Raw genomic sequence first — 25,173 nt, 5'->3', positions numbered from 1 at the left:
CCCGGCCGGCCCGGCCGTCGCGGGCGGTCCCCCCGGGGGGGGCCCCCCCCCGGCCCCCCCCCCGACGGGGGACCGGCCAGCGGGCCGGACGGGGGGCCGTGGGGCGGCTCGCTCGGCGGGCCGGACGGGGGCGGTTGGGAACTCATCGAGGCTCCGTTTCGCAGGCGGCCGGCGGATGCGCCGACCCGGGAAGCTCCTGCCACTGGCCTCCATTTCCCCCCGGCTCCCCACCCGCCGCAACAGCAGGTGCGGAAACCGTCGCCGAGCGTGCCCGCCGGGTGTCGGCCACCCTGGAACGCGAAGCCCGACGCACCGAGGAGGCGCCATGCAGCAGCCCACCACCCGGGTCGCGGGCCCGCCCGGCGCCCTGCGCGGCTGGCTGGACGCGCTCGCCGTGGTGCTGGCCGGGTTCGCCGCCATGGCGGCGGTCGCCGCGCTCGGCCTCTGGCTGGCCGGCGCCGACGACCTTCCGGGGGGCGGCTTCCCGGCCGTGCTGGCCGGGGCGGTGGCGCTGGCCGTCGGCGGTGCCGTCCAACTCGACGGCGGAGCAGGGCAGTTCGCCGCAGTGGATGCCGGGATCAGTGCCATGCCGCTGTCCGTCTCGCTGGCCGGTGCGGTGGTGATGGCCGAGGTGTTCCTGCGGCAGCTGCGTTTTCGCGCGGTGGCCGGCGGCGGCGAACTGCTCGGCCGGATCGCCCGCACGGTGGTGCTCTGGCTGGTCGCCCTCGCGCTGCTCACCCTCGGCGCCCGGCACACCTTCGTCGTCCCGCTCGGCGGCGACCTGGCGCAGACCATCGGCGGCGCGCTCGGGCTCACCCCGGAGGTCGGCTTCCACGCGGACGCCCCGAGCACGGTCGGCATCGGGCTGGCCTGGCTGCTCGTCGTCCTCGCGGGCACCTTCGCGGTGTCCCGGCGGGCGCCGCTGCCGCGCGCCCTGCTGCCCTACCAACTGGCCGTCCGCCCAGCCGCGTTCGCGCTCTGGCTGGTCCTGCTGGCGTACCTGGTGATCGGGCTGGCGGCCGGGGTGCTGACCGCGATCGTGCACGGCAACGCCCGGCAGACCCTGGCCGTGCTGCTGCTCGCCCTGCCCGACCTGGTCTGGCTGGCCTTCGGCGTCGGGCTCGGCGCGCAGTGGCACGGGCGGCTCAGCGGCGCGCTCGGCCTGCCGGTGCCCAGGCCGCTCGCCGAGGTGCTGCGGGCTCCGGACGGGCAGCAGGCCACCATCAGCCTGGGCACCCTCGCCGACCAGGACGCGCGCAGCTGGTGGCTGCTGCCGCTGGCCGCCGTGCTGCTGCTCGCGGCCGGCTTCCTCGCCGCGTACCGCTCGCCGCGTACCGTCCGGCTCCGGCAGCACGCCGTCCGGTTCGCTCTGGCCAGCGCGGTGACGGTGCTGCTGGTCGGGCTCTGGACCAGGGCGGACGCCGACTACGGGCTGTCGGTGCTCGGCGTCGGCGTCGGCCAGGGCGGCCTCGGCGACCTGATCGGCTCGCTCCTCGGCGGCGCCAACCCGCTGGCCGGCCTCGGCAGCGGCAGCCTCACTCTGCGCCCGGTGCTGTGGACGGCCGTCCCGCTGGCGGCGGGCTGGGGCCTGCTGGCCGGCGCGCTGGGCGCCCTGCTGGCCGCCCGCACCGGCCGCCGGGGCGAGGTCTCCAGCGGGGACGTCCCCGGTGGCGACGTCCCCGGTGGTGAGGTCCCAGGTGGCGAGGTGCCCGGGGCGGGGTGACGGCTGCCGGGCGGCGCGCGCTCAGAACGCCTCGGCGATGAGGATCGCCGCCGCCGGCAGCGCCTGGGCGAGGGCGCCGCGCCAGACCTTCGGCTCCGAGGCGAAGAGGGTGATCCCGCCGGCGGCCATGAACGCGGCGACGTAACTGATCACGGCGCGGCCGGAGGCGGCGTGCCCGGTGTGCAGCAGGACCAGTCCGGCGACCAGGCCGAGCGCCAGGAACAGGTTGTAGAAGCCGACGTTGAAGCGCCACAGCCGGACCTCCGGCGCGTCCGCCGTGCTGCCGGTGAGCAGGAAGCGCACCCGCGGGTGGCCGTACAGGAAGCTCTCCAGCGGCCACGCGAGGAGGTGGACCGCGGCGGCGATCACGGCGAAGACCTGGCTCACGGCGTTCATGGCGGTCGGCTTCCTGAGGGGGCGGTTTCCTGGCGGGTCGGTTTCCTGGGGGGCGGTGGACGGTACGGCGCTCACCACGGCGGCGGGTGGACGACCGGGGCGGCCCACGCGGGTGGCTCGGGCACGACGGCCGCCGCGGCGAGCCCGGGGACGACCGCCTGGACGACCCGGGTCGGCGGCCCGTTCCCGCTCCCGCTCCACGCCCTCGGCGCGGCGCCGAGGCCGGGCACGACGGCGGTGGCCGCGCGCAGCTCGGCGACGAACTGCAGGCAGCTGGCGTAGCGGTCCTGGGGGGCCTTGGCGAGCGCCCGGGCGACCGCCGCCCCGACGGCGGCGGGCAGGTCGGGGCGGTGGTCGCGCAACGCGGGCGGCGGGTCGTTGAGGTGCGCCCAGAGCAGTGCCACGTCGCTCTCCCGGCGAAACGGTGGGGCGCCCGCGAGCATCTCGAAGACCACGCAGCCGAGGCCGTACTGGTCGCAGCGCCCGTCCAGCGGCTTGCCGGAGATCTGCTCGGGCGCGGCGTAGTCCAGCGTTCCGACGATCTGGCCGACGCTGGTCAGGCCGCTCAGCGAGAGGGACTTCTTGGTGAGGCCGAAGTCCGCCAGGTACAGGTGTTCGGGGTGCTCGCTGTCCGTCCCGGCGGCGACCAGCACGTTGCCGGGCTTGACGTCCCGGTGGACCAGGTCGTGGTCGTGCGCGGCGTCGAGCGCGGAGGCGATCTGCAGGGCCAGCTGGGCGGTCCGCTCGGCCGAGAAGGGGCCGCCCCGGTTCATCAGCCCGCGCAGGTCGCCGCCCTCGACGTAGCGCATCGCGATGAACAGGATGCCGTCGTGCTCGCCGGCCTCGAACACCGGGATGATGTGCGGGTGGTCGATCGCGGCGGCGGCCTCGGACTCGTGCATGAAGCGCTGCCGGAACACCTCGTTGCGGGCCAGTTCGGGGGCGAGCAGTTTGACCGCGACGGTCCGGCCGAGCCGCAGGTCCTTGGCCCGGTACACCACGGCCATGCCGCCGCGGCCGATCTCGCGCTCCAGCCGGTAGCCGGCGATCCGGCGCCCGACCATGCCGGCCGGCAGGCCGGGTGCGGACGGCCGGTCGGGGTGGTCGAGCTGGTCGGACTTATCGGCATGGTCAGGGTGGTCTTCGGGCACCCGTTCGGCCGGGGTCACGGCGCGCCCGGCCGGGTGGGGGCGTACGGAGCGGGCGCGGGCCCCGGCGGGACGGCGGGGGCGGGCGACGGCGTGGGGGACGGTGTGGGGGACGGTGTGGGCGACGACCCGGGCACCGGCCGGTCGGTGGCCGCGTACGTCTGGAGCTGGAGCCCGTCGCAGTAGCACCAGCGGTCGCGCACCGGGTCGAACACCCAGAGCGCCTCGGCGTCCACGACCAGGCCGATCCGCAGGCCACGGGTCCGCTCCCGGAAGGCCTCCAGGTCCAGGGCGCCCGCCGCGAGGTCCTCCAGCAGGGCCCGGTAGCGGGCCACCGCGGCCTCGGCCTCCACGAGCGCCGGGCGCGGGTCCGCCGTCCGGGCGGGCGGGCCCCCGGCGGTGGGCGGCGGCTCCGGGAGGGCGACCAGCAGCCGGCCGTCGACCCAGGCCGTCCAGCCGTTGGAGCAGAGGATCTGCGCCCAGTCGCCCTGCCGGGCGACCACCCGTACCGGCAGCAGCGCGTCCAGCCGGGTGGCGGGCCGGGCCGGGTCCGGGGCCGCCCAGGTGGCCATCCCGGCCGGTGGGGCGACGTGGGTGGGGCGGAACGCGAACTCGTCCATGGGCGGCTACATTTCCTCCGCCGCGCGAGCCCGCGGCTGCGCGCGGTCATAGCGATGGGACTCGCACCACAGGTCGCTTCCCACTGTACCGGCGGTGGTCGGCCGGGGCCCGGGGTCGCCCTTCGAGGCTCAGCGCCGCATGATCGCGGGCTCGTGCCGCCGCAGCAGGGCCAGCACCAGCAGCCCGTACGCGACCGCGAGGCCGGGCAGCACCGCGATGTCGAGCAGCCAGCCGGCGCGCTTGTGGCGGAACATCGGGTCGGCGGTGATCGCGGTCGGGAAGATGCCGTGCAGCTCGACGGTGCGGGCCATCGCGGCCATGCCCCAACGGGACGGGATCAGCCAGGCGAACTGCTCCAGCCCGGGCACGCCGTGCAGCTTGAGCATCAGGCCGCTGAAGACGATCTGCACCACCGAGAGGAGCACCAGCAGCGGCATGGTGGCCTCCTCCTTGTCCACGATCGCCGAGACCACCAGGCCGAGCATCATCGCCGAGAACGCCAGCAGCGCGACCGCGATGATCAGTTCGGGCAGCTGCGGCATCACCACCCCGGTCGGCACCGCCCAGGAGAGGTCCACCCCGGCCAGGCCGACCACGGTCAGCACGGCGGCCTGGGCGACCGTGACCGTGCCGAGCACCACCACCTTGGAGACCAGGTACGCCGATCTGGACAGTCCGACCACGCGCTCGCGGCGGTAGATCGCCCGCTCCTTGACCACCTCGCGCACCGAGTTGGCGGCGCCGGTCAGCAGGCCGCCGATGCACAGCGTGAGCAGGCAGTTCACGGCGTTGTCGGGGGTGAGTCGGGAGCCGGCCATCACCCGGCACATCAGGCCGATCACGAAGGGCAGCACCACCATGATGGTCAGGAACAGCCGGTCGGCGGCGAGCACCGCGGTGTACCGGCGCACCAGGGTGCCCAGCTGGGAGAACCAGCCCTGCGGCTTCTCCCAGCCGATCGGGTCCCGCCCGGCCGCCGGTGCCTGCGCCGGCCCCGCCGCCTCCGGCGCTCCCGATGCCGCGGCCGGCGCTCCCGGCACGGCGGCCGGCGTCAGGGACACCGCCTCGGCGGCGACGTACCGCTCGTACTGCGGGGAGCTGCGGAAACGGCGCTGCCAGGCCTCGTGGTCCTCGCTCTCGAAGGCCTCGAAGGCCTCCGGCCACTCCGCGAAGCCGAAGAACGCCAGCGCCTCGCCCGGCGGGCCGTAGTAGGCCGTCCGGCCGCCGGGGGCGAGCACCAGCAGGCGGTCGCACACGTTCAGGCTCAGCACGCTGTGCGTCACCACGACGACCGTCCGGCCGTCGTCGGCCAGCCCGCGCAGCATGTGCATCACCGAGCGCTCCATGCCCGGGTCCAGACCGGAGGTCGGCTCGTCGAGGAACAGCAGCGAGGGCTTGGTGAGCAGCTCCAGCGCGACGCTGACCCGCTTGCGCTGGCCGCCGGAGAGGCTGCCGATCACCTGGTCGGCCCGGCCGGCCAGGCCCAGCTCGTGGACCACCTCGACGACCCGGGCCTCCCGCTCGTGCTTCGCGGTGTCGCCGGGGAAGCGCAGTTCGGCGGCGTAGCCGAGCGCGCGGCGGACGGTGAGCTGGGTGTGCAGGATGTCGTCCTGCGGCACCAGGCCGATCCGGCGGCGCAGTTCGGCGTAGTCGCGGTAGAGGTCGCGCCCGTCGTACAGCACGGTGCCCTCGTCGGCGGGGCGCAGCCCGGTCAGGGCGTTGAGCAGGGTGGACTTGCCGGCGCCGCTCGGGCCGGCCACCGCCAGCAGCGCCTTCTCGGCGAGCGGGAAGCTCACGTCGTCCAACAGCACCCGGTGGTCGGACCCGACCCGGACCACCAGGTGCCGTACATCCAGGGAGATCTCGCCGGTGTCGGTGTACTCGACCAGGTGGTCGTCGGAGAGGCAGAGCGCGGAGTGGCCGATGCCGACGATGTCGGCCGGGCCGACCGGCGCCCGCTGCACCGGGCGGCCGTTGTGGTAGGTGCCGTTGTGGCTGTCCAGGTCGACGATCTCGTGGCCGCCGCCGGGCAGTTCGCGCAGTTCGGCGTGGTGGCGGGAGACCACCAGGTCGTCCAGGACCAGGTCGTTGTCGTGCGAGCGGCCGATCCGGACCGTGCGGCCGGGCAGCTGGAGCACCGAACTGGGGCTGCGGAAGGTGCCGGAGGCCTGCGGGGCGAGCAGGGAGGACCGCTCGCCGGGGTCGAGGCGGGGCAGGCCGGCGAAGGTCGCGGACGGGCCGTCGGCCGGGTCGCCGAAGCGCAGCCGGGTGCCGGGGCCGATGTCCTCGCGGTCGACCCGGTGGCCCTGGTCGTAGGTGCCGTTGGTGCTGCCGACGTCCTCCAGCAGCCAGTGCCCGTCGGTGGCCCGCAGGACGGCGTGGTGCCAGGAGACCCGGGGGTCGTCCAGGACGATCTCGCTGGTCGGGTCGCGGCCGAGGTGGTAGGCCAGGGCCGGGTCGATCAGCAGCGACCCGGTGTCGGTGACCAGGACGAGGGGCGGCGCGGTGGGTGCGCCCGGGCGCTCTCCCATGCTGGGCATTCTATCGCCGCAGCAGTCCAGCGGCCTTTCCGGATCCCGGGATTGGACTGGACCACTGTGACGGCGCGGCACTATCGTTCGGCGTGCCCGCACGCCACCCGCAGAACAACCGGGGACGGAACGCATGAACAGTTGGCCGGTGTTGCGAAGATCCCGGACTGTCAGGGCCGGCCGCGCCCCCGGAACGGTGCTGCACTGCGGCCTGATGGACACCATGCTGGCGGACCTCGCCGTCTCGGTCGTGCTCTACTTCGACCAGGCGCTGGACGAGGACCGGCTGGCCGCCGGACTGGCCCGCGCACTGGACCGGGTGCCGGTGTTCGCCGGGCGGCTGCGCACCGGTGAGGGAGGCGCCCTCGAAGCGGTCTGCGACGACTCCGGCGTCCCGCTGGACGTCTACACCGTGGCCGGCACGCTCGCCGAGGCGATGGGCCGGGTGACGGCCGCCGGCTCCGAACTGGTCGATCCGGTGGACGCCCCGGCCGCGCGCGGCGGCGGCGTCCCGCTGCTCACCGTCCGGGTCACCCGCACCGGCGACGGCGGGACGGTGCTGGGATGCTCCTGGCACCACGCGATCGGCGATCTGCACAGCTTCATGCTGCTGCTGCGGATCTGGTCGGCGGCGGTCGAGGACGAGGAGCTTCCGGAGGCCGAACTGGTCGAGGACCAGGACGAGTTGCTGGACCGGGTGCTCCCGGCCGAGGACTGCGGACGGCCCGGCTTCCGGGTGCCCTCGACGGCGCAGGCGCAGCTGCTGGCCCGCGAAGTGGCGCTCGGTCCGCGGGCCAATCGGACCGTCCAGATCTACTTCGGGGACGCCGAAGTCGAGCGGATGCGCACGGAGTTCAGTGCGACGGCCGGCCGGCGGCTCTCCTCCGGTGACGTGCTCTGCGCCCATGTCGTCAGCACCATAAGGGAGTTGGACGGCGACAAGGCGGAGCGCTGGCTGACCGTACCGGTCAACGCCCGGCGCTGGCTCGGACTCTCACCCGCCCTGGTGGGCAACCTGCTGGGCGACGTCCACGTGTCGCACCGGCCCGAGGACGGCCCGGCGGCGCTCGCGGGCGCGCTGCGGGCGGCGGTCGAGGAGTTCCCGGCCGCGCACCTCAACCTGCGTTCCAACCTCGGCTTCCTGGCCTCGCTCGGCCGCTCCCGGCTGCGGGACTGCGTGCCGCTGGGCTTCGACCCGCAGGAGCGCCGGTTCAGCTTCTCGAACTGGAGCCGGTTCGGGGCCTATCGGGTGAGCTTCCAGGGGCACCGGCCGGTGTTCTTCAGTCCTGCTGCCAACTACCCTCTTCCCTGGGTGAGTTGGACGGTCGAGGGGTTCGGCGGCGCCGGCTACCTGACCACCGTGGTGCTGCCGGCCCGGCTCGCCGCCCGGGTGCGGGGGGCGGAGGGCCGGGCCGCGCTGCACCGCTTCCGGACGGCGGCGGACGAACTGCCCGCGTCGGCCGCCGCCGTCCCGAAGGTGGTCTGAGCCGCACCGCGTGTGGCGTGAGGCGCTTGTGAGCCGCGCCCCGGCCGCGCTACGCGAAGGCGGCCTCGATCGCCGTCCACAGCTGCACCCGGGCGCGCAGCGCGGTGCGGACGGTCTCGGCGCACTCGTCCCACTTGGCCTGGTCGTCGCCGCACAGGTCGATCAGCATCTGCATCGCCATCGGGGTGTGCTGCTCGCCGTCCACCTCGATGTGCCGGGCCAGGTAGTCCTTGAAGACGGTGAGCACGCCGTCCGGGTCGTCGATGCCGACCACCTGGGCGAACATGTCCGGGATCAGGTCCTCGCGGCCGAAGGCGAAGGCGGCGGCCCGGCAGTGCACCGGCGCGTTCTCGATGATCGACCAGGTGGTGCCGGTGAAGTCGACGGCGGCCTGCGGCACCGCGGCGGCCTTCAGCGCCTCCGGGACGGCGGTGCCGGTGCCCAGCAGCCCCAGGAACTCCTCCACCGGGCCCGGGTCGGCGCCGGCCTGCCGCATGCCCTCGACGTACAGCTCGAAGTGGCTGGTGTAGCCCTCCCCGAGTTCGTCGCTCTCCTCGACCAGCACGATCTCGTTGATCAGCCGGCGGCTGGCGGTCGGCCCGCTCGGGACCCACGGGACCTCGACGCTGGTGAGGTCGCGCTGCAGGCTCTTCAGCAGCGACATGAAGTCCCAGACCGCGAAGACGTGGCTGTCCAGGAAGGTGCGGACGCGCCCGATGCTGGTCAGCCCGCCGTACACGCCGTGGCCGACCACCTCGCGGCGCAGCGGGTCGATGGCCTGCTGGAGGCTGGTCAGGCCGGGGTGCGAACGGTCCCAGTGGTAGCGGTTGGTGGACAAGGCGGCTCCTTCTGCTCGGTGGTCTCAGGGGTCTCAGGGGTGCTTGAGGACGGCCTGCAGGGCGTGGCGCAGCTGCTCGCGGCCGGGCTGCAGGGCGCGGTCGAGGGCGGGGGCGAACGGTAGGACGGTGCCGTCGGGGCGGGTGACCCGGCGGGGCGGGGCGATCAGGCGCATCTCCTCGGCGGCGGTGGCCAGCACCTCCGCGGCGAAGCCGCAGCTGCGGTTGGAGTCGTCGAAGACGACCAGCCGGCCGGTGCGTTCCAGCGAGGCGGCGAGCGCGGCCCAATCCATGGGGTACAGCGTGCGGGGGTCGAGGACTTCGACCGAGATGTCCTCGGCGACCTCGTCCGCCACGGCGAGCGCGTCGTGCACCAGGTGTCCGACGGCGACCACGGTGACGTCGGTGCCGGGGCGGTGGATCCGGGCCCGGCCGAGCGGGATCGGCGCGAGGTCCCAGGTGACGGTCTCGCGCACCGGGAGGGCGGCGGCGGGCGCGAACACCACGACCGGGTCCGGGTCGCGGATCGCGGATCGCAGCAGCCCGTAGGCGTCGGTCGGGGTGGCGGGCACCACGGTCTTCACCCCGGCGTGCGCGAACAGGCTGTACGGGTGGTCGGAGTGCTGCCCGGCCCAGCCGTCCCGGGAGCCCGAGCCGGGCACCAGGCAGGTCAGCGGGACGCTCGCCTGCCCACCGGTCATCAGCGAGAACTTGTGCGCCTGGTTGACGAGTTGCTCGAAGACCAGGAACAGCAGCGAGGGGATCTGGAACTCCAGCACCGGGCGCCGCCCGGCGAGCGCCGCGCCGATCGCCATGGCGGTGAAGGCCTGTTCGGACAGCGGGGTGTCGACGATCCGCTCGGGCCCGAAGCGGTCCAGCAGGCCGAGCGTCGGGCCGGCCATCCCGGCGCCGATGTCCTCGCCGAAGACGCAGACCGCCGGGTCGTCGGCGAGTTCGTCGGCGATCGCCCGGTTGAGGGCCTTGGTGTACGAGAGCCTGGTCATGACACCGCCCCGGCTCGGGGCCGCAGGCCATCGGCGTACAGGTGGTCCGACGCGCCGGCCGGGTCGGGGTGTTCGGAGGCGAGGGCGAACTCCTCGGCGGCGGCGAGCTGGCGGGCCACCGCGTCGTCGAGTTCGGCGACGGTCGGCTGCTCCAGCTGGGCGGCGGCCCGGGGGAGCGGGTCGCGGGCGCGCCAGGCCTCGACCTCCTCGGGGGTGCGGTAGTGCAGCTTCATCCGGCGTTCCATGGTGTGGTGGCCCTCGTAGCGGTAGGTGCGGCATTCCAGGAAGCCGGGGCCGCCGCCGGACCGGGCCCGCTCCACCGCGCGCAGGGCGGCGGCGCGGACGGCCTCGGTGTCCATGCCGTCCACCTCCTCGGCGGGGATGCCGAAGGCGGCCGCCCGCCCGGTCGCGCTGCCCGCGACCGCGGTGGCGGCGGGCAGGGTGGTGGCGTAGCCGTTGTTCTCGCAGACGAACACCACCGGAAGCTGCCACATCGCGGCGAGGTTGAACGACTCCAGCAGCACGCCTTGGTTGAGCGCGCCGTCGCCGAAGAAGGCCACCGCGACCCGGCCGTCCCCGGCCTGCCGGGCGGCCCAGGCGGCGCCGACCGCGATCGGGGCGCCGGCGCCGACGATGCCGTTGGCGCCGAGGATGCCCAGCGAGAGGTCGGCGGCGTGCATCGAGCCGCCCCGGCCGCCGTTCAACCCGTCGACGCGGCCGGCGAGTTCGGCGAGCAGCCGGTGCGGTGCGGCGCCCCGGGCGAGCACGTGGCCGTGGCCGCGGTGGGTGCTGGTGAGCCGGTCGGCGGGGCCGAGTGCCGAGCAGACGCCGACCGCGACGGCCTCCTGGCCGATGTACGGGTGGATGCCGCCGGGGATCGCGCCGGCCTTCACCAGGCCGAGCGCCAGCTCCTCGAAGCCGCGGATCAGCCGCAGCATCCGGTAGCGCTCGGCCGGCGTGTCCAGCGGCGCGGTGCCGGGAACCGCGGCACCGGGAGCAGTGGTGCCGGGAGCCGCGGCGCCGGGGGGCACGGTCGCCGGGGGAGCCGTCACCGGGCCCCTCGCCAGATGGTCGGGCAGAACTGCGGGTCGGCGTAGTCGGGCCGGCCGTCGGCGGTGCGGCGCACCAGCACGTCGTGGTTGTACACCACCGGGCCGCCGTCCGCCCGGGTGTGGTGGCGGTACTCGTTCGCGCCGTCCTGAAGGTGCAGCGAGACGGCCCGGCGCGGGAAGGAGGCCAGGTTGGGGCCGCTGCCGTGGTAGGTGCGGCAGTGGTGGAAGGACATGTGGCCGCGCGGGATGTGCATCGGGACGATGCGCACCTGCTGCCCGTTGTGGGCGGCGTTGGCGGCCAGGATGTCGTCGAGTTCGGTGCGGTCGCGGTCGGCGAAGTGGCGGGTGGAGTCCTCGCCGGAGTCCAGCTCCCGCCAGCGGTGGCTGCCGTCCACCATGGTGATGGTGCCGTTCTCCTCGCGGCAGTCGTGGAACGGGATGAACGCGGTGAGCATCTCCTCCGAGGTGGAGGTCTGCCAGTAGTGCTTGTCGAAGTGCCAGGGCACCTGGTTGCTCGGCTCCCCGGGCACCGGCGGCTTGTAGATCAGGGTGGCCTGGAACACCCGGATCTCCTCGGCGCCGGCCAGCAGGGCGGCGACCGCGCCGATCAGCGGCTTGCGCAGGATCGCGCCGATGGCGTCGCTCTCGTAGTGCACGTAGTCGTTGTGCCGCTGGATCGGGCCCTGCGAGGGCTCCCAGGCGGCCAGGCGCGGCGGGCGGGCGGGCAGTTCGCGGTCGCGGTGGCCGCCGTAGTAGAGCTCGGTGGCGGCCTGGAGGGTGTCCAGTTCCTCGTCGCTGAACAGCTTCCGGGACAGGTACCAGCCGTGCTCGCGGTAGTGGGCCACCTCCTCGGGCGTGGGCAGCAGGGCGTGTTCGGCCTCACTGAGGCGGAACTCGACGGCGGTGGTCATGGGGTGTGCCCCTTCTTGAGGTGTGGGCGGCGGTCAGACGGCGGCGTCGGAGCTCTGCCGCTCGACGGCCTCGTACAGGGCCTTGATGTTCGCGGTGCCGAAGGTGCCGGCGCCCTGGCGCTCGATCAGCTCCAGGAAGTACGTCCGCCGCGGGTGGGTGGAGCGGACGAAGATCTGGAACAGCTGGCCGCCGTGGTCCTGGTCGACGAGCACGTGCAGGTCGCGCAGGGTCTCCACCGGGATGGCCGTCTCGCCGAACCGCTCGGCCAGGGCGTCGAAGTAGGCGCCCGGGGTGCTTAGGAACTCCACGCCGTTGGCCCGGGCGGTCCGGACGGCGGTGGCGATGTCGCCGGTGCGGAAGGCCAGGTGCTGTACTCCGGCGCCGTCGTGGGAGGCCAGGAACTCGTCGATCTGGCCGGGCCGCCGGGTGGTGTCCGGCTCGATCAGGGTGAAGGTGACCTCGCCGGAGGCGCTCTGCACCACGCTGGAGTCCATGGCCTGCTGGCCGACCTCGATGTACTCGCCGAAGATCCGGTGGAAGCCGAGCGCGGCCTCGCAGAACCGTACGGCGTCGGCGAGTTCGCCGGCCGGGACGCAGATCGCGACGTGGTCCAGGGCGTCCAGCAGGCCCGGCTCGTCGGCGGGTTCGGCCGAGGGCAGCGGCACGAACCGCAGGGCGGTGTCGCCGAAGCCGGCGATCAGCCCGCCGGTCCGGTCCAGCACGCGGGCGCCGTGCCGCTCGGCGCGCTCCAGCGCGGCCTGCGGGTCGGTGCAGGCGAGGGCGAGGGCGGCGACGCCGTCCCCGTGCCGGGCGACGAAGCCGGCCACCGGGTGGTCGGGGTCGGCGGCGGAGGCCAGGTGCATCCGGATCGAGCCCTGGCGCAGCCGGATGGTGCGGGCGCCGTCCGGTGCGGTCTCCGGGGCGTCGGCGGTGAAGTCGAAGTCGGCGCAGAGCCCGGCCGCGGTCTTGTCGGCGTCCGCGCAGTGGAACTCGACGTGGGTGATGGACTGGATGGACAACGGGATCTCCCCCGGAGGGATGGAAGGGCGTGGATCGGCGCGCTACTTGGCGGCCCGGGTGGACGCCGGGCCGAGGATCAGGCTGAGGTTGTGGCCGCCGAAGGCGAAGGCGTTGCTCAGCGCGGCGCGCACCGGTGCGGACCGGGCCCCGCCCCGGACGTGGTCCAGGTCGCAGGCCGGGTCGGGGTCGGTCAGGTTGAGTGTCGGCGGCAGCGTCCCCCTCGCCACCGCCAGGGCGGTCACCACCGCCTCCAACGCGCCTGCGGCGCCGAGGAGATGGCCGGTGGCGCCCTTGGTGGAGCTGACCGCGGGCGGGTGCGCGCCGAAGACGGCATGCAGGGCGGCGGTCTCGGCCACGTCGCCGAGCTTGGTGCCGGTGCCGTGGGCGTTCACGTAGTCGATGTCGCCCGGTGCCAGGCCCGCGTTGGCGAGTGCGGAGCGCATCGCGTCGGCGGCGCCGGAGCCGTCGGGGCGGGGCATGGTCGGGTGGTGGGCGTCGGTGGAGGCGCCCCAGCCGATGACGTCCGCGTACCCGGCGGCGCCGCGGGCGTCGGCGTGGTCGGCGCGTTCCAGGACGAGGACGGCGCTGCCCTCGCCGAGCACGAAGCCGTTGCGGCGGGTGTCGAAGGGCCGGCTGGCCTGCTCCGGATCGTCCCAACCCTGGGCGAGCGCGCGGGCGTTGGTGAAGGCGGCGGCGATGGTCGGGTGCAGCGAGGACTCGGTGCCGCCGCACACCACCACGTCCGCGTCGCCGGAGCGGATCAGCCGCAGCCCCTCGGCGATGGCCTGGGCGCCGGCCGCGCAGGCCGTTACCACGGCCGAACTGTAGCCGCGGATCCCGTGTTTGATGGCGATCCGGGCGGTGGCCATGTTGGAGAGCATGCCCGGCAGCAGGTACGGGCTGACGCCGGGGCGGCCGCGTTCCAGCCGGCGGTGCGACTGCTGCTCGAAGGTCTCCAGTCCACCGCCGCCGGTGGCCAGCACCACGGCGGTGCGGTGCGGGTCGGCGTCCCGGCCGACGACCAGGCCGGCGTCGGCGAGCGCGTCGTCGGCGGCGGCCAGGGCGAGCAGTACGAAGCGGTCCACGCAGCGGGTCTCGGTGGGCGGCAGCACCTCGCGGCCGTCCACGGCGGGGGCGATCCCGGCGGCGGGCAGCCAGCCGTGCGCGGCGTGGCCCTCGGGGACGGCGGTCAGTCCGGAGCGCCCGGCGTTGAGCGCGTCGAACACCTCGGCGGGCTTGCGGCCGAGCGGCGAGACCAGGCCGAGGCCGGTGACGACGGCGCCCTCGCGGCGGGTCATCGGGCACCGGCCGCGGCGTCGAGGTAGCGCTGGCGCAGCAGCACCTTGCGGACCTTGCCGGTGGGGCCGAGCGGGATGTCGTCCCCGGAGACGACCAGCACCTGGCGCACGGTCGCGGCGGCGGCCTCGTCCAGGGCGGCGATGACGTCCTTGGTCCGGTCGGCGGTCGGGTCGGCGTCGGCGGCGAGGATCAGCAGCACGTCGGTGACCACGCGCTCGCCGTCCCGCACGGCGACCACCGTGCAGTCCGCCACGTCCGGGCGGGCGGCCAGCACCCGCTCCTCCGACATGGCGGTGAACAGCCGCTTGCCGTCGCCGAGTTCGACGGAGTCGACGGCCCGGTCGACGTGGTAGTAGTAGCCCTCCTCGTCCCGGTACATCAGGTCGCCGGTGAGGAAGCGGCCGCGGATCCGGGTGCGGAAGGTGGTGGCCGAGTCGTTCCAGTAGCCGAGCGCCAGGGTCGGTGAGGAGGTGGCGAGTTCGCCGACCTCGCCGGGGCCGAGCGGCTCGCCGTCCGGGCCGACCACCTCGCAGTCGACGAAGGCGTGCGGGCGCCCGACGCAGCGCCCGTAGCGCTCGGTGCCGGGGCCGTGGGTGATGAAGAAGTGCGAGTGGCCCATCTCGGTGGAGCCCAGGCCGTCGACGAACAGCGAGCCCGGCGTCCGGGTGCGGCCCGCGCGGGTGACGGACTCCCGGCTGCCGGTGGCGATCAGGCGGCGGATGTGCACCTCGTGCGCGCAGTCGCCGGTGTTCCACCACAGGGCGACGGTGGCGAGGTCCCGGGCGGCGAGGTCGTGGTGGGCGAGTTCGGCCCAGGTGGCGGCGAAGCCGATCACCCCGGTGGGCCGCCACTGCTCGATCGCGTCCAGCACCCCGGCGCCGGACTGCCGTGACAGCACGGCGAGTTCGGTGTGCGAGCTGAGCGCCAGGTTGAGCGCGATCAGGGTGGCGGCGTGCGGCGCGGGCAGTGCGCTGAGCATCCGGTCCTGGCCCTGCGGGCGGGGCAGCCGCAGCCGGTGGCGGATCGCCGCGTACAGGCTCGCGTGCGAGTGGACGACGGCCTTGGGCATTCCGGTGGTGCCGGAGGAGTGGGTGATCGCCACCGGGTCGCCGGACCAGTGCCGGTACGGCTCGGGGGCGGCATCCGGGTCGCCCGCGCCGAGGGTGGAGATCTCGGGCAGCAGCGGCGCGCCGGGGTCGTGGCCGGCCAGCGCGGCCAGGTGGGCCGGGTCGGCGAGGACACCGACGGCGCCGAGGCGGGCGATGTAGCGGGCGGCCCGCTCACCGTCCACATTGGGGTTGAGCAGCGCGGGGATGGCGCCGAGCCGGGTCAGGGCGAGGAAGGCGAGCACGTGGTCGGCGGCGTCGCTGGCGAAGACCACCACCGGGTCGCGCCGGGTGATGCCGAGGGCGTGCAGGGCGGCGGCGCGGGCCCGGACGGCGCGGTCGAGCTCGCGCAGGGTGAGCGGCTGCCAGGCGGGGTGGTCGTCCACCGGGGTGTCGAAGGTCAGCAGCGGTTCGTCGAGGCCGAGGCCGAGTGCGAGCCGGGCGGTCAGGACGTTGCCGGCGCCCACGTCGGGGTCGTCCGCGATCAGGCTGCGGACACTGCGGATGGTCACGGGGTGGATCCCTCCCTCGGGGCCGGAGACGGCCCGGGCGGCTGATCGGTTGGCGTGGGTCGGGCGGCCGCGCGGGCGGCGCAGGGTGTCGGCGAACGGTGTCGGCGGGTGTCGGTGGGCTGTCGGCGGGTGCGACGGGGCCTGGGTGGGTGACGGGGCCGGGTGCTGGTCTGCCGGGTGCGGCTGCTTCAGTCGTCGGGCCTCGTCCGTGGGTACGGCCGGCGGTGGCCGGACGGTTCAGCCGGTGACTCGGGCGGTGACTGAGGCGGTGACTGAGACGGTGACCAGGACGTCAGCCGGTGACCAGGACGGCCACCGCGTGTCCGGCGGCCTCGCCCGGTCCGTCGTCGCCCGGTTCGGCGGCGATGACCAGCACTTGGTCGGCGTCGCCGTCCGCGAGGAGCAGCGCCGCGAGGTCGAGCGCGTCCGCGGGCACCTGCCCGGGGACGGCGTGGGCCGGGCTGATCGCCACGACGGGGCCGGTCAGGCCCCAGCGGGCGGCGATGTGCCCGAGGACGGCGTTGGGGTTGGACTGGAAGAACAGCAGCGGTGCGGGGCGCCGTCCGGGTTCGGCGCTCTGGTCGATGGCCCGCGCGGTGGCGCGGTCGCCGCCGGCGCTGGCCAGCAGCAGTGCGGTCCGCCCGGGGGCGGGCGGGGCGCCGTGGTGGGCGCGCAGGCAGCGGTCGGCGGTGTCGGCGACCAGCGGGTTGAAGCCGGAGGCGGCGAAGCCGGGCAGCGGTGGCGGTGGGCCGGCCAGGTCGGGGTCGGCCGAGCCGGGGTCGGGTCGGCGGGCCTCGGCGAGGACCCGCAGCCGGGCGGCGGCCGGGGCGGGTGCGGCGCCGACGTTCGTGGCGTCGGGGTCTGTGGCGTCGAAGGCCGTGGTGTCGGAGGCCGTGGTGTCGGAGGCTGTGGCGTCGGAGGCTGTGGCGTCGGTGGTCATGGTGTGGGTGCCGGGGTACGGGGTCGGCGCCGTCGGGCGGCGGGCGGGGTCCGGTGGCCGGTCATGCGGGGGCCACCAGCAGGGCGGTGTTGGCGCCGCCGAAGGCGGAGTTGAGGCTGAGCGCGTAGCGGGGGCGGGCGGCGCGGGGGCCGTCCAGGACGAGGTCCAGGCCGACGTCCGGGTCCGGGCCGAGCCAGCCGGCATTGACCGGGAGCAGCCCGGTGTCCAACGCGCCGATGGTGACGGCGAGTTCGAGCAGGGCGGAGGCTTCCAGGGCGTGCCCGTGGACGGATTTGCTGGAGCTGACCGGGAGTTCGGCGGTGTGCGAGCCGAAGACCCGGCGCAGCGCGCTCGCCTCGGCCTGGTCGGCGAGGGTGGAGCCGGTGCCGTTGGCGTTGACGTAGCCGACCTCGGCCGGGGCGACGCCGGCGCGGGTGAGCGCGGCCTCGACGGCCCGGGCGACTCCGGCGCCGTCCGGTTCGGGGCGGCACACGTGGTGGGCGTCCCCGGCCCGGCCCCAACCGGCCAGCTGGGCGAGGGCGGCGGCGCCGCGCCGTTCGGCGGCCGGGGCGGCCTCGACCAGCACGGCGGCGGCCGCGTCGCCGAGCAGGGTGCCCGTGCGGCCGGTGCTGAACGGGCGCAGCTCGCCGTCCCGGGCCAGCGCGCGGCCGGCGTCGAAGACGGCGAAGACGCCCGGCTCGACCAGGTGCCCGGCCGCGACCAGGACCCGCTCGTGCCGCCCGGTGGCGACCAGCGCCGCGGCGTCCGCGACGGCGGTCGCGGCTGCCACGCAGGCGCCGGTGTACACCCGGGTGACGCCCGCGGTGCCCCAGGCGGCGCGGACGCCGGCGGCCACCGCGTCGGCGGTGCCCCTGGTCCGTTCGTCGCTGTGCAGGGCGAGCAGGACGGGCGTGTCCGCGCCGTCGGCGGCGGTCAGTCCGGCCTGGCGGCAGGCCTGGCCGACGGCGTCGAGCACCGCGCGGGCCAGCGGGAAGGTGTGCGCGAGCGGCACGTCGTCGGGCAGCAGGGCGGCCCGGGTGGTGCGGCGGGCGCTCACGTCGAAGCGGGTGACCGGGCCGAAGGCGGTCTTGCCGTGGGCGGCGGCCTCGGTCAGCGGGCCGAGTCCGCGCCCGGCGGCGCTGAGTACGCCGAGCCCGGTGACCACCGGCCGGCCGCGCGGCCGGTGCGCGGAGGGCGCGCCGGTGGTCATGGCCGGGCGCCCACACGTTCGGCCAGGACGGCCGCGCGCAGCAGTTCGGTGGCGTCGTCGACCGTCCGGACGGCGCCGAAGCGGTCGTCGTCGAGGTCCACCTGGATGCCGTAGCGCTGCTCGAACTCGGCTATGAGCCAGGTGAGTTCGAGCGATCCGAGGTCGTCGGGCACGGTGTCGGCGGCGCGCTGCCCGAACGCCGCCAGCATCGCGCGGACCTCGGCCCGGTCGGGGAGGGCGGAGCCGCTCACGCCGGGCTGCCGGCGGTGGCGGTGGCGGTGGCGGTGGCGGTGGCGGCGCTGGCGTCGATCCGCTTGACGACGTCGGCGGTGAACTCGTCGAGCGTCATCAGCGCGGTGGTCTCCATCTCGTCGAGGTCGAACTTGATCCCGAACTCGTCCTCGACCTGCACCGACAGCTCGGCCAGCGCGAGCGATTCGAGGTCCAGCCCGGCCGGGCCGAGGTCGGTGTCCCCGGTGACCTCGGAGACGTCGTACTGCATCTCGGTGAGCGAGGCGAGGACGAACTCGCGGACGCGGTCCTGCATGGTGTGGCTCCTTGTCGGGGTGCGTGCGGTGGATCAGAGCGCGGCGGCCGTGGCGGTGCTGCGCAGGGCGGCCGGGTCGCGCAGGAGTTTTCCGGTGGCGGTACGGGGGAGTCGGGGCAGCAGGGCGAGCCGTCGCGGCCGCTTGTAGGCGGCGAGCCGGCGGGCCAGCCCGTCCTGGACGAGGGCGAGGTCGGCGTCGGGTTCGGTGGCGAGGTAGGCCTCGATCGCGCCGTCCTCGAAGACCACGACGGCCTCGCGGACCTCGGGCAGCGCGGTGAGCGTCTGCTCGACCTCGGTGAGGTCGACCTTGAGGCCGCCGATCGAGACCTGTGAGTCCAGGCGGCCGAGGACGGTGACCAGGCCGGTGGCCGGGTCGAGTTCGGCCGCGTCGCGGGTGTGCAGCCAGCCGTCCGACCAGCGGGTCGGATCGTCCAGCCCCGGGTAGGGCGAGGCCTCCGTGCCGATCCGCAGCTCGCCCGTGACCATCCGCAGCCGCATCCCGTGGACGGGCTGCTTGGCCGGGTGGAGCGTGCCGGACAGGTCGGTGGCGATGACCCCGGTCTCGGTCATCCCGTACATGGTGCCGAGCGGGACGCCGTAGCGGTCGGCGAACAGCGCGGGCAGGCCCGGGCGGACCAGTTCGCCGGCCACGATCATCCGTCGCAGCCCCGGCAGCGCCGGGGGGTTGACGGTGCCGGCCAGCAGTTCGGCGTGGAAGGGCACCCCGATGACGGTGGTCGGCCGGTCGCCGGCGGCGACCGCGGCGAGGATGCCCGCCGCCGTCATCCGCTCGGGCACGGTGAGCGCGACCCGCGCGTGCAGACTGTTGAGCAGTCCGCCGACCAGGCCGAGCACGTGCACCACGGAGGACAGCAGGACGACCCGCTCGCCCTCGCCGGGGAACTCCACCAGCCTGTGGTAGCAGTCGAGTTCGCGGAGCAGGTCGGAGGCCGTGCGGGCGATGACCTTGGCCGGGCCGGTGGACCCGGAGCTGAGCTGGATCAGCGCGTGCCCGGTGCGGGCCGGGAGCCCGTCCGGCAGCCGGACGGCCACCGGCTCGACCTCGGAGAAGCCGCGCAGGGCCGCCGCGGGCCGGTGGGCGGAGCCTACCAGGACCTGCGGAGCCAGCCGCGCCACCGCCGCGTCGACCTCGTGGTCCGTCAAGCGGTGGTCGAGCAGCGCCACTTGGGCGCCGAGCCGCCAGCACGCCAGCAGCACCGTGACGAACGCCGCCGAGGGCGGCAGCCGTAGCGCGGCGGTGCCGCCGGGGCCGAGTCCGGCCGCGGCGAGGTGCGCGGCCTGTTCGTCGACCAGGGCGCGCAGGGCGTCCCGGTCGAGTGGTCCGCCGAGATGCAGGCACTCCTCGCCTCCGGGGCCGGCCAGCAACAGCCGGTCGACCCAGGCGTCCGGGGCGTCGGCGTGCGGCGGTGAGGAAGGCGGAAGTGAAGAGGGGGAAATGCCGGTCAACACCGCTCCACACAAGTGAGGGGATTTGACATGAACGCCGTTCACAACCAAAACGGTCAATTCCGTTGCCAGACGATTGCACAGACGTTTGGTCAAATCAAGGTCTATACCAATGTGGTTGTTGCTCCTACGCTGCCGAACCGGGGCTGGTCCACGCGTGGCCGCCCGGAATCGAGGACGCCCGTGGGAGAACTCACGCTGGCCGGGATGGAGCACGCCGCGCGCGCGCAACTTTCCCCGGAAATATGGGACTTCATCGAGGGTGGCAGCGGCACGGAACGCACCGTGGCGGCGAACCGGGAAATGTTCGCGCGCTATGCACTGCGCCCGCGCACGATGGTCGACGTCTCCGACTGCTCGCCCGGGCGCACGCTGCTCGGCGCGCCGCTCGGCCTGCCGGTCGGCATCGCCCCGATGGCCTACCACCGGCTGGTCGACCCGGAGGGCGAGACCGCCACCGCGCGCGCCGCCGGCCGCGCCGGGGCCCTGCTGGTCGCCGGCATGTTCGCCAGCCGCACCCTGGAGGAGATCGCGGCCGCCGCCACCGGCCCGCTCTGGCTCCAGCTGTACTGGCTGCGCGAACGCGCCGCGCTCGCCGCCCTGGTCGAACGCGCCGAGGCGGCCGGCTACTCCGCGCTCGTCCTGACCGTGGACGCCCCCAGGATCGGCCGCCGCCTGCGCGACCTGCGCAACGGCTTCGCGATCCCGCCCGCCGTCCGCGCCGTCAACCTGGACCAGGACCTGATGTCCGCCAGCCACCGCGCGACGCACGGCGGTTCGGGCATCGCCGAGCACGCCCGCGAACAGTTCGACCCCACCCTGACCTGGGCCGACCTCGACTGGTTGCGCGCCCGCACCCGGCTGCCGCTGGTCCTCAAGGGCATCCTGACCGCCGAGGACGCCCGGCTCGCCGCCGAGCACGGCGCCGACGCCGTCGTGGTCTCCAACCACGGCGGGCGGCAACTCGACGGCGCACTGCCCTCCCTGGCCGCACTGCCCGAGGTCGTCGACGCGGTACCCGCCGACCTGCCGGTGCTGCTCGACGGCGGGGTGCGCACCGGCGCCGACATCGCCGTCGCGCTCGCCCTCGGCGCCCGCGCCGTCCTGGTCGGCCGTCCGGTGTTCTGGGGCCTCGCCACCGAGGGGGAGGCCGGCGTGCACCGCGTCCTCGACCTGCTGCGCGAGGAACTGGAGCACACCATGGCCCTGTTGGGCCGCCCCCGGCTCGCCGACCTGGACCGCACGGCCCTCGCCCCCTGGCCCTGCCCGGCCCGCTGAACCGCGCACGGCCCGCACCACGTTGTCCTTACTGGATGGAGAACAGCAGATGACCGAACCGACCCCCGAGACCGAACGCAACGACCCTTTCCCCGGCTGGGACTGGGACGACCCCGACGGCCTCGCCACCCGCCTGGACGCCTTCAGCGAGCAGGTCGCCACCTGCGACACGCTCGAAGCGCACCCTGGCGGGCTGCCCCGCGACCACGCCGGATTCCGCGAACTCGGCCTCACTGGAATCGAGTTCGCCGCCTTCCGGACCGCCCACCCGGAAGGACTCGGCACCGACCTCACCGCCCTGCGCAGCCCCGGCGCCGCCACCGAACCCGGCACCCTCTACCGGATCGACGGCGACCGCTGGTTCACCCAGCTCGACATCGGCCGGCCGCTGCCCTTCGCCGACGCCAGCGTCGACTGGGTCTACGCCGAGCACCTGATCGAGCACGTCACCATGCCGGTCGCGGTCGGCTGGCTGCGCGAGGCCCGCCGCGTCCTGCGCCCCGGCGGCGTGCTGCGCCTCACCACCCCGGACCTCGCCCGCTACCTGGCCGGCTACGCCAACGGGGACGGCTTCCTCGCCAAGCACCGCCGCCGCCTCACCACCCTCGGCTTCGGCCCGCCGATGCCCGCCCGCCCGGCCTTCCTGGTCAACCAGATCTTCCGTTACTACGGGCACCAGTGGATCTACGACCTGGACGAGCTGCGCCACGTCCTCGCCCTCGCCGGCTTCGAACCGGAGCGGATCCGCCACTGCGCCTACCGCCAGGGTGCCCGCCCCGACGTCGCCGACCTCGACACCGCCTTCCGCACCGACGAGACCGTCTACGTCGAAGCCGACCGTTAGGCCCGTAGACCCCTAGGCTCGTCAGGCCCTCGGGTCCTGAGGCCCTCAGCTCCTCAGGCCCTGAGTCCGCCCGCCGACGCCCCCGCACCGGATCTGTGCCGAATCTGTACCGAACGGGACCACCCCATGCCCCTGCACCCCCAGGCCGAGGCGCTGCGCGCCCGGCGCGCGAGCAGCGGTGCGCCGCCGCTCTACACCCTCACCCTGGCCGAGGCCCGCGCCGCCGACCTCGCCGACATCCGCGCCGCGGCCGGGAGCCCCGAGCCGGTCGCCGCCGTCGAGGAGCACCGCATCCCCGGACCGGGCGGCGAACTCGCCCTACGGCTCTACCGTCCCGAGCCGCCCGGCCGTCAACTGCCGGCCCTGCTCTATCTGTTCGGCGGTGGGTGGGCCCTCGGCTCGCCCGACACCAGCGACGCGATCTGCCGCCGGCTGACCAACGCGGCCGGCTGCGTCACCGCCTCCGTCGGCTACCGGCTCGCCCCCGAACACCCCTTCCCCGCGGCCGTCCAGGACTGCCGCGCCGCGCTGTACTGGCTCGCCGCACACGCCGGCGAACTCGGCGTCGACCCGGGCCGGCTCGCCGTCGGCGGCGACAGCGCCGGCGGCAACCTCACCGCCGCCCTCGCCCTGATCGCCCGCGACGAGAACGGCCCGGCCCTGCGCCACCAGCTGCTCGTCTACCCCAACACCGACCACGCCGCCGACACCCCCTCGCTGCGCGAGCACGACGACCCGATGCTCTTCAACCGCCGCTCGGTGGACTGGTACTGGGGCCACTACCTGGCCGACCCCGCCGACGGCGCCCACCCGCACGCCTCCCCGCTGCGCGCCCCCGGTCTGGCCGGACTGCCGCCCGCGACCGTCATCACCGCCGAGTACGACCCGCTGCGCGACGAGGGCGAGCAGTACGCCGAGGCGCTGCGCGCGGCCGGGGTGCCGGTGGAGAGCCGCCGCTACGACGGCATGCCGCACGGCTTCTTCGCCATGACCGGCACCCTGGACGCGGCCGCCGACGCCCAGCGCTACGCCGCCGAGCGGCTGCGCGAGGCCCTGCGGTGAGCGCGCCCGAGCCCCTGCCCCTGGCCGACCTGCACGCCAGCCTGGCCGACCCGCTGCTGGACGCGATGACCTTCCTCAACGAGGTCACCACCCGCTACCCCGACGCCGTCTCCTTCGCCCCCGGCCGCCCCTACGAGGGCTTCTTCGAACCCGAGGACGTCCCCGCCTACCTGGACACCTACCTCGCCCACCTGGCGGCCCGCGGCCTCGACCGGGACGCCGTGCGCACCGCGCTGTTCCAGTACGGCCCCACCAAGGGGATCATCGCCGACCTGGTCGCCCGCGCCCTCGCCAACGACGAGGGCCTGGAGGTGGCCCCCGAGGCCCTGGTGCTGACGGTCGGCGCCCAGGAGGGCATGCTGCTCACCCTGCGCGCCCTGTGCGCCGGCCCGGACGACGTCCTGCTGGTCAGCTCGCCCTGCTACGTCGGCGTCACCGGCGCCGCCCGGCTGCTCGACCTGACCACCCTGCCCGTCCCCGAGGGCCCGGCCGGCGGCCCCGACCCGGAGGCCGTGCGCGCCGCCGCCCGGGCCGTGCGGGCCGAGGGCCGCCGCCCGCGCGCCCTCTACGTCGTCCCGGACTTCGCCAACCCCTCGGGCACCAGCATGCCCGTCGCGGCCCGCACCCGGCTGCTGGAGGCGGCCGCCGAGGAGGGCCTGCTCGTCATCGAGGACAACCCGTACGGCTTCTTCGCCCGTGACCCGGGGGAGCGGCCGACGCTCAAGGCGCTCGACCGCCGCCGCCAGGTGGTCTACCTGGGTTCCTTCGCCAAGACCTGCTTCCCCGGCGCCCGCCTCGGCTACGTCGTGGCCGACCAGGAGGTGGCCGGCCCCGGCGGGCGGCGCACCCTGCTGGCGGACGAACTGGCCAAGCTGAAGAGCATGACGACGGTCAACACACCCGCGCTCAGCCAGGCCGTCATCGGCGGCATGCTGCTGCGCCACGACTGCCGGCTGCGTGCCGCCAACGCCGCCGCCACGGCCCACTACGCGGCCGGCATGGACACCCTGCTGCGGGAGCTGGACCGGCACTTCCCGGCCTCCGAGCGGCGCCGGCTGGGCGTGTCCTGGAACCGGCCCGAGGGCGGCTTCTTCGCGGTGCTGACCGTCCCGTTCGCCGCCGACGACGCGGCGATGGAGCGCTGCGCCCGCGGGTACGGGGTGCTGTGGACGCCGATGGCGCCGTTCTACCCGGCGGGCGGCGGGGAGCGCCGGCTGCGGCTCTCGATCAGTTCACTGACGCAGGCTCAGATCATCGACGGTGTGGCCAAGTTGGCGGCGTTCATCGCCTCCTGGGCGATCGCTTCCTGAGCGACGCTCGCCACAGCAGGAGGGGCCCGGCTCGCGAGCCGGGCCCCTCCTCGTGCATGTGTCCCATCCTCGTGCGCTGTGTCTCAGCGCACCCGGGTGGAGAACAACCGGGCCGACCAGTACACCGACAGCACGGTCATCACCACGACGACCAGCAGGCCCTGCCACACCGCACTGTCCCCGAGGTGGCCGGAGAACAGTGCGCGCATGCCCTCCACCGCCCAGTAGAAGGGGTTCCACTTGGCGGTCTGCTGCAGCCAGTGCGGCGCCAGGGTGAGCGGCAGCAGCACCCCCGAGAGCAGCGCGATCGGCTGCGCGAGGGTGTTCACCACCGGTGCCATCGCCGCGTCCGTCGGCACCATCAGCGCGATGCCGTAGGAGATCGCCGAGGTCATCAGCGCCAGCAGCCCGAGCAGCAGGTAGGCGAGCAGCAGGTTCAGCGGGCTCACCCGCAGCCCGAACGGCAGCGCGATCAGGGTGATCAGGACGGCCTGCACCAGCAGCGCCACCATCTCCCGCAGCGCCCGCCCGAGCAGCAGCGCCAGCCGGCTCACCGGCGTCACCCGGGCGCGCTCGATGATGCCGGCCTTCAGCTCGCCGAGCAGGCTGAAGCCGGTGAACAGTCCGCCGAAGATGCACAGCACCGCCAACAGGCCCGGCACGTACACCTGGTAGGTGTCGGCGTAGCTGCTGGTACCGCCGGGGACGAGCACCTTCTTCAGCAGCGGGGCGAACAGCAGCAGGTAGAGCACGGGCTGGATGATCCCGACGGCGATCCAGATCGGGGTGCGGATCATCAGCAGCACCTGGCGCTGGAAGACCAGCCAGGTGTCGCGGGCGAGCTTCATGGTCTCCCCAGGAGTGGGCGG

At 74.8% G+C, this 25,173-nt stretch carries 23 protein-coding genes; 6 read left to right on the top strand and 17 right to left on the bottom strand.

Annotated elements, in window-relative coordinates:
• Positions 1-325: 325 nt before the first annotated feature.
• Entirely contained in the window at positions 326-1,723 is a 1,398-nt protein-coding gene (locus ACFVHI_RS26035) for a streptophobe family protein (protein WP_380343254.1), read from the top strand.
• Positions 1,724-1,744: 21 nt separating this feature from the next.
• On the opposite strand, the gene ACFVHI_RS26030 is transcribed toward ACFVHI_RS26035, so the two are convergent.
• The 4 genes from ACFVHI_RS26030 to ACFVHI_RS26015 form a co-directional block, all read right to left on the bottom strand.
• Complete coding sequence (locus ACFVHI_RS26030; protein WP_063350652.1) at positions 1,745-2,119, bottom strand: DUF1304 family protein; 375 nt, start codon at positions 2,117-2,119, stop codon at positions 1,745-1,747.
• Positions 2,120-2,190: 71 nt separating this feature from the next.
• Complete coding sequence (locus ACFVHI_RS26025) at positions 2,191-3,183, bottom strand: serine/threonine-protein kinase (protein WP_063351672.1); 993 nt, start codon at positions 3,181-3,183, stop codon at positions 2,191-2,193.
• 101 nt (positions 3,184-3,284) lie between these two features.
• On the bottom strand, positions 3,285-3,887 hold the full coding sequence (locus ACFVHI_RS26020) for a hypothetical protein (protein ID WP_380343251.1): 603 nt from the start codon (positions 3,885-3,887) through the stop codon (positions 3,285-3,287).
• Positions 3,888-4,016: 129 nt separating this feature from the next.
• Complete coding sequence (locus tag ACFVHI_RS26015; RefSeq protein WP_380343248.1) at positions 4,017-6,419, bottom strand: FHA domain-containing protein; 2,403 nt, start codon at positions 6,417-6,419, stop codon at positions 4,017-4,019.
• A 214-nt stretch (positions 6,420-6,633) separates the two neighbouring features.
• Here ACFVHI_RS26015 and ACFVHI_RS26010 point away from each other — a divergent pair, with 214 nt between their 5' ends.
• Complete coding sequence (locus ACFVHI_RS26010) at positions 6,634-7,905, top strand: acyltransferase (protein WP_380343245.1); 1,272 nt, start codon at positions 6,634-6,636, stop codon at positions 7,903-7,905.
• Positions 7,906-7,954: 49 nt separating this feature from the next.
• On the opposite strand, the gene ACFVHI_RS26005 is transcribed toward ACFVHI_RS26010, so the two are convergent.
• The 12 genes from ACFVHI_RS26005 to ACFVHI_RS25950 all read right to left on the bottom strand — a co-directional run bounded on the left by ACFVHI_RS26005 (position 7,955) and on the right by ACFVHI_RS25950 (position 19,813).
• Positions 7,955-8,743, bottom strand: a complete 789-nt coding sequence (locus ACFVHI_RS26005) for a DUF3050 domain-containing protein (protein WP_063350656.1) — start codon at positions 8,741-8,743, stop codon at positions 7,955-7,957.
• A 33-nt stretch (positions 8,744-8,776) separates the two neighbouring features.
• Positions 8,777-9,745, bottom strand: coding sequence for an alpha-ketoacid dehydrogenase subunit beta (locus ACFVHI_RS26000; RefSeq protein WP_380343242.1), 969 nt, complete (start codon positions 9,743-9,745; stop codon positions 8,777-8,779).
• On the bottom strand, positions 9,742-10,797 hold the full coding sequence (locus tag ACFVHI_RS25995; RefSeq protein WP_380343239.1) for a thiamine pyrophosphate-dependent dehydrogenase E1 component subunit alpha: 1,056 nt from the start codon (positions 10,795-10,797) through the stop codon (positions 9,742-9,744). Before ACFVHI_RS25995 ends, ACFVHI_RS26000 begins: the two co-directional genes overlap by 4 nt.
• Positions 10,794-11,708 carry a phytanoyl-CoA dioxygenase family protein gene (locus ACFVHI_RS25990; protein WP_063350658.1) on the bottom strand — a complete coding sequence of 305 codons (915 nt, stop codon included), beginning with the start codon at positions 11,706-11,708 and terminating at the stop codon, positions 10,794-10,796. Before ACFVHI_RS25990 ends, ACFVHI_RS25995 begins: the two co-directional genes overlap by 4 nt.
• 33 nt (positions 11,709-11,741) lie before the next feature.
• Positions 11,742-12,728 carry a 4-hydroxyphenylpyruvate dioxygenase gene (gene hppD / locus ACFVHI_RS25985; RefSeq protein WP_380343236.1) on the bottom strand — a complete coding sequence of 329 codons (987 nt, stop codon included), beginning with the start codon at positions 12,726-12,728 and terminating at the stop codon, positions 11,742-11,744.
• 42 nt (positions 12,729-12,770) lie between these two features.
• Positions 12,771-14,027, bottom strand: coding sequence for a beta-ketoacyl-[acyl-carrier-protein] synthase family protein (locus ACFVHI_RS25980; protein WP_380343234.1), 1,257 nt, complete (start codon positions 14,025-14,027; stop codon positions 12,771-12,773).
• Positions 14,024-15,646, bottom strand: a complete 1,623-nt coding sequence (locus ACFVHI_RS25975; protein WP_380343231.1) for a class I adenylate-forming enzyme family protein — start codon at positions 15,644-15,646, stop codon at positions 14,024-14,026. Before ACFVHI_RS25975 ends, ACFVHI_RS25980 begins: the two co-directional genes overlap by 4 nt.
• Positions 15,647-15,938: 292 nt before the next feature.
• Positions 15,939-16,586, bottom strand: a complete 648-nt coding sequence (locus tag ACFVHI_RS25970; protein ID WP_380343228.1) for a hypothetical protein — start codon at positions 16,584-16,586, stop codon at positions 15,939-15,941.
• Between the two features lie 61 nt (positions 16,587-16,647).
• On the bottom strand, positions 16,648-17,796 hold the full coding sequence (locus tag ACFVHI_RS25965; protein ID WP_380343225.1) for a beta-ketoacyl synthase N-terminal-like domain-containing protein: 1,149 nt from the start codon (positions 17,794-17,796) through the stop codon (positions 16,648-16,650).
• Positions 17,793-18,047: a hypothetical protein gene (locus ACFVHI_RS25960; RefSeq protein WP_079136142.1), complete on the bottom strand. Its 255-nt coding sequence runs from the start codon at positions 18,045-18,047 to the stop codon at positions 17,793-17,795. The genes ACFVHI_RS25965 and ACFVHI_RS25960 overlap by 4 nt, the downstream gene beginning before the upstream one ends.
• A complete protein-coding gene (locus ACFVHI_RS25955) occupies positions 18,044-18,343 on the bottom strand; it encodes a phosphopantetheine-binding protein (protein ID WP_380343222.1) in 300 nt (99 codons plus the stop codon). The genes ACFVHI_RS25960 and ACFVHI_RS25955 overlap by 4 nt, the downstream gene beginning before the upstream one ends.
• Before the next feature lie 33 nt (positions 18,344-18,376).
• Positions 18,377-19,813 (bottom strand): class I adenylate-forming enzyme family protein, encoded by a 1,437-nt coding sequence (locus ACFVHI_RS25950; protein WP_380343219.1) that lies wholly within the window; start codon positions 19,811-19,813, stop codon positions 18,377-18,379.
• Between the two features lie 180 nt (positions 19,814-19,993).
• Between ACFVHI_RS25950 and ACFVHI_RS25945 the strand changes: the two genes are divergently transcribed.
• The 4 genes from ACFVHI_RS25945 to ACFVHI_RS25930 all read left to right on the top strand — a co-directional run bounded on the left by ACFVHI_RS25945 (position 19,994) and on the right by ACFVHI_RS25930 (position 24,304).
• Positions 19,994-21,088 carry an alpha-hydroxy acid oxidase gene (locus tag ACFVHI_RS25945; protein WP_380343216.1) on the top strand — a complete coding sequence of 365 codons (1,095 nt, stop codon included), beginning with the start codon at positions 19,994-19,996 and terminating at the stop codon, positions 21,086-21,088.
• Positions 21,089-21,137: 49 nt separating this feature from the next.
• Entirely contained in the window at positions 21,138-21,932 is a 795-nt protein-coding gene (locus ACFVHI_RS25940; protein ID WP_063350664.1) for a class I SAM-dependent methyltransferase, read from the top strand.
• 126 nt (positions 21,933-22,058) lie between these two features.
• Positions 22,059-22,994 (top strand): alpha/beta hydrolase, encoded by a 936-nt coding sequence (locus tag ACFVHI_RS25935; RefSeq protein WP_380343213.1) that lies wholly within the window; start codon positions 22,059-22,061, stop codon positions 22,992-22,994.
• On the top strand, positions 22,991-24,304 hold the full coding sequence (locus ACFVHI_RS25930; RefSeq protein WP_380343210.1) for a PLP-dependent aminotransferase family protein: 1,314 nt from the start codon (positions 22,991-22,993) through the stop codon (positions 24,302-24,304). Before ACFVHI_RS25935 ends, ACFVHI_RS25930 begins: the two co-directional genes overlap by 4 nt.
• 83 nt (positions 24,305-24,387) lie before the next feature.
• Here the strand turns inward: ACFVHI_RS25930 and ACFVHI_RS25925 are convergent, their stop codons facing one another.
• The gene (locus ACFVHI_RS25925; RefSeq protein WP_380343208.1) at positions 24,388-25,152 is read right to left on the bottom strand and encodes an ABC transporter permease; all 765 of its coding nucleotides are present in this window, start codon (positions 25,150-25,152) and stop codon (positions 24,388-24,390) included.
• Between the last annotated feature and the right edge of the window lie 21 nt (positions 25,153-25,173).

The sequence above is a fragment of the Kitasatospora sp. NPDC127121 genome (genome assembly GCF_042677305.1).
GTDB lineage: Bacteria > Actinomycetota > Actinomycetes > Streptomycetales > Streptomycetaceae > Kitasatospora.
Note: the sequence above shows the minus strand (reverse complement) of the source record. Positions and strands in the feature narration are given on the sequence as shown.

Excerpts from the sequence above, each read along its gene's own strand:
- ACFVHI_RS25990 (WP_063350658.1), bottom strand. The coding sequence starts at position 11,708 with ATGACCACCGCCGTCGAGTTCCGCCTCAGTGAGGCCGAACACGCCCTG.
- ACFVHI_RS25955 (WP_380343222.1), bottom strand. The coding sequence starts at position 18,343 with ATGCAGGACCGCGTCCGCGAGTTCGTCCTCGCCTCGCTCACCGAGATG.
- ACFVHI_RS26030 (WP_063350652.1), bottom strand. The coding sequence starts at position 2,119 with ATGAACGCCGTGAGCCAGGTCTTCGCCGTGATCGCCGCCGCGGTCCAC.
- ACFVHI_RS25980 (WP_380343234.1), bottom strand. The coding sequence starts at position 14,027 with ATGACCCGCCGCGAGGGCGCCGTCGTCACCGGCCTCGGCCTGGTCTCG.
- ACFVHI_RS25940 (WP_063350664.1), top strand. The coding sequence starts at position 21,138 with ATGACCGAACCGACCCCCGAGACCGAACGCAACGACCCTTTCCCCGGC.
- ACFVHI_RS26035 (WP_380343254.1), top strand. The coding sequence starts at position 326 with ATGCAGCAGCCCACCACCCGGGTCGCGGGCCCGCCCGGCGCCCTGCGC.
- ACFVHI_RS26000 (WP_380343242.1), bottom strand. The coding sequence starts at position 9,745 with ATGACCAGGCTCTCGTACACCAAGGCCCTCAACCGGGCGATCGCCGAC.
- ACFVHI_RS25925 (WP_380343208.1), bottom strand. The coding sequence starts at position 25,152 with ATGAAGCTCGCCCGCGACACCTGGCTGGTCTTCCAGCGCCAGGTGCTG.
- ACFVHI_RS26020 (WP_380343251.1), bottom strand. The coding sequence starts at position 3,887 with ATGGACGAGTTCGCGTTCCGCCCCACCCACGTCGCCCCACCGGCCGGG.
- ACFVHI_RS26010 (WP_380343245.1), top strand. The coding sequence starts at position 6,634 with ATGGACACCATGCTGGCGGACCTCGCCGTCTCGGTCGTGCTCTACTTC.
- ACFVHI_RS26025 (WP_063351672.1), bottom strand. The coding sequence starts at position 3,183 with ATGGTCGGGCGCCGGATCGCCGGCTACCGGCTGGAGCGCGAGATCGGC.
- ACFVHI_RS25965 (WP_380343225.1), bottom strand. The coding sequence starts at position 17,796 with ATGACCACCGGCGCGCCCTCCGCGCACCGGCCGCGCGGCCGGCCGGTG.
- ACFVHI_RS25935 (WP_380343213.1), top strand. The coding sequence starts at position 22,059 with ATGCCCCTGCACCCCCAGGCCGAGGCGCTGCGCGCCCGGCGCGCGAGC.
- ACFVHI_RS26015 (WP_380343248.1), bottom strand. The coding sequence starts at position 6,419 with ATGGGAGAGCGCCCGGGCGCACCCACCGCGCCGCCCCTCGTCCTGGTC.
- ACFVHI_RS25970 (WP_380343228.1), bottom strand. The coding sequence starts at position 16,586 with ATGACCACCGACGCCACAGCCTCCGACGCCACAGCCTCCGACACCACG.